This window comes from bacterium (assembly GCA_035308905.1).
Taxonomy (GTDB): domain Bacteria; phylum Sysuimicrobiota; class Sysuimicrobiia; order Sysuimicrobiales; family Segetimicrobiaceae; genus DASSJF01.
On record DATGFS010000047.1, the window covers coordinates 1 to 2,865 of the forward strand.

Here is a 2,865-nt window from a genome sequence, read left to right on the forward strand (position 1 = left end):
ACTGCGCGCGACTCTCAGGACACGCTGGAATTCAGCGCGCTGAGCGGCGTGCATCCGATGATCGAGAAATTCCCGCTCACCCGCGTGGCGGAGGCCTACGAACGGATGCACAGCGGCAAGGTCCGCTTCCGCGTCGTGCTCACGATGGGGAGCTGACGTTACCCGCAGACGCAGGCCGTGCTGCCTGCGTCGTACATGCATGTCTGGCCGGGCGCGCATTCCCCGCCGCAACTCAGCGGGTCGGTGCCCTGGCACGGCGTGATGCACCGACAGAGGTTGTTCGCGTCGAATCCACAGTACGCGGACGGCGGGCAGACGCCGCCGCACGACCCGAAGCCGCCATGCACCTTGCACGGCAGGAAGCACCCGCACTGACCGGTCATCGGATCCGTATCGCAAACGTCGAGGAAGTCGGAGCACGACCCGACGCAGCCGCCGGCGCCGTCCGGCGCACAGGGACCGGGAACCGATGTCGAGGTCGTGCTCGACGTCGAGGTCGTGGTCGAGCTGCTCGTCGTCGTCGCACACGTCCCACAGTCCTCTGGACACGTCGTGCAATCCTCCCCTAGCGCCAATGCCGGTCACTTAACGCGTAAGTGACCGGATCTAGATCCGTTTTCGGATCGGGTGTAATTGGTCTCCCCCACAGGAGGTGGGGGCGATGGGGTTGGGGGAGACCGTACTCGCCGTCGGCGCAGGAGAGCGGCCGGCGAGCTTCGAGCAGTTCAGTGCCGCGATCGATCCGGCGTGGATCGCCGCGGCGCTCGCCGCGACCGGGACGGCGTCGGTCCGCCGACGCAAGCTGCCGGCGGAGCACGTGGTGTGGCTCGTCATTGGGATGGGCCTGTTCCATGACCGCAGCATCGCGCAGGTCGTGCAGCATCTCGACCTCGTCCTGCCCGCGCGCAACGGCGAGCGGGGCCACGTCACCAACGCGGCGATCATCCAGGCGCGCGATCAGCTGGGCGCCGCCCCGCTGGCCGCGCTCTTCGCGCAGACCGCCGCCGTGTGGAGCACCGCGGCGGCCGAGACCACGCGCTGGCGCGGGCTGGCCGTCTACGGCCTCGATGGCACGACGCTGCGCGTGGCCGACACGGCGGACAACGTCGCGCACTTCGGGCGCCCCGGCAGTCGCCACGGGGACGGCGCGGGCTACCCACAGCTGCGGCTGGCCGCGCTCTCGGTCCTGCGCCATCACCTTGTCGCCGCCGCCGCCCTCGGCCCGTACCGCACGAGCGAGCTCACGCTGGCGACCACGCTGTGGGAGGCCGTGCCCGCCCGCGCGCTCGTCATTCTCGACCGCGGCTTTTGCAGCTATGCGCTGTTCCACGCGCTGGCCGCGCCCGCCCGCCAGCGCCACTGGTTGGTCCGCGCCAAAGCCGGGCGCACCGCGCTCAAGGCCCACCTCGTCCAGCGCCTCGGCACCGGCGATCACCTCGTCGACCTCACGCCCAGCCGCGGGACCCGCACCGCGCACCGCACCCTACCGGCGACGCTCCGCGTGCGCGCCGTGCGCGTCCACCACCGCGGCTTTCGCCCCTACCTCGTCTTCACCTCGCTCCTCGATCCCGTCGCCTATCCCGCCGCGGAGCTCGTCGCGCTCTACCACGAGCGCTGGGAACTCGAACTCACCTTCGACGAAGTCAAGACGCACACCCTCGAACGCGCGGAGGCGCTGCGCAGTCAGGCCCCGACCCGCGTCGAGCAGGAAGTGTGGGGCCTGCTCCTCGCCTACAACCTCCTCCGCCTCGTCATGAGCCGCGCGGCCCCGCGCGCCGACGTCCCGCCGCTGCGCCTGAGCTATCGGCACGCGCTCCTCGCCCTGCGCGGCTTCTGGCACACGGCCTGGCTCTCGCCGCCCGGCGTCCTGCCGCGCCGCCTCGAGGCCCTGCTCGACGAGCTCGCGCTCTTCGTGCTCCCCGCGCGCCGGCCGCGCCGCTACCCGCGCGCCGTCAAGATCAAGATGAGCAACTTCCCGCGTAAACGCCCTCGCCGTCGAAGGATCCGCGTTAAGTGACCGGCATTGTCCCTAGGTGGGGTAGCTGATCAAGGAGAATCATCGCGGCGGGCTGTCGGCCCGAGCCGCTCGTGACCGGATTGCGCATGGAACCGGCCAGGGGAGGCCGTCGGGAGCGGAACGGGCCGGAAATCACACACTTGGCTTGGTTCCTGACGGAAAAGGACAGATCGAGAAAGCGCGCGTCCTAATCTGGCCTAGCCTTGAAGTTCAGAATGTCATTCACGAGCGGTGTACTGTACGTCGCCTCCCAGCAGGGCCCGCCCGGATCGCTGTTGAGGAGTTGCACCCGCACCGGCGGGGTCACCCCCGGGGCCACAAACGTCGTCGGCTGGGGGTCCGCCGTTCCGACGAGCTTCGCCGTAATCCGCGTCTCGCCATCAAGTCCGGGTCGCAACAGAAGTGTCCGGACGCCGTCCGGGGTGCCGACCCTGTCTCGGTAATTGTACTCGTCGCGGGGGCGAAACGGCGTTAGCTCGTTCAGCAGACGGGTCCAGCACGGCTTCACGTCGCACGTGTTCCCTGCCGGGATGATCGCCCGCAAAACAGGCTGTGACTGCGCCGAGGCATCGTAGAGGCAGAGCGCCAGATCGGTGGTAGTGAGTGGATCGTTCGCGAACTCCGAGAGGGTCGTGAAGGGGCCCTTGTCGTACCGCCAGATCATGGACTCACCCTTCGTGGTGCCGAACTTCCTTCTGATCTCTAAGAGCCCCGCACCTGAACTCACCGGCTGCCGGCAGTCGCTCCGAGGGGTAACGGGGCAGGTTGCGTTTACGGCTTGGAGAGTGACGACCTCGTTGCCGATGAAGTCGCTGGCATAGACGTAGCGTCCATCCCCGCTGACGGCC

At 68.9% G+C, this 2,865-nt stretch carries 3 protein-coding genes; 2 read left to right on the top strand and 1 reads right to left on the bottom strand.

Translation table 11 applies throughout. From position 1 onward, the window contains the following. A partial coding sequence (locus tag VKT83_14050) for an alcohol dehydrogenase (protein ID HLY23582.1) occupies positions 1-156 on the top strand: 156 nt, incomplete at its 5' end. 505 nt (positions 157-661) lie between these two features. Beyond that, entirely contained in the window at positions 662-2,017 is a 1,356-nt protein-coding gene (locus VKT83_14055) for an IS4 family transposase (GenBank protein HLY23583.1), read from the top strand. 187 nt (positions 2,018-2,204) lie between these two features. On the opposite strand, the gene VKT83_14060 is transcribed toward VKT83_14055, so the two are convergent. Beyond that, positions 2,205-2,865 (bottom strand): hypothetical protein (locus VKT83_14060; protein HLY23584.1); only part of this gene is annotated, 661 nt, incomplete at its 5' end.

Bases quoted from the DNA above. Each gene is read 5' to 3' on its own strand.
- VKT83_14055 (HLY23583.1), top strand. From the start codon at position 662: ATGGGGTTGGGGGAGACCGTACTCGCCGTCGGCGCAGGAGAGCGGCCG.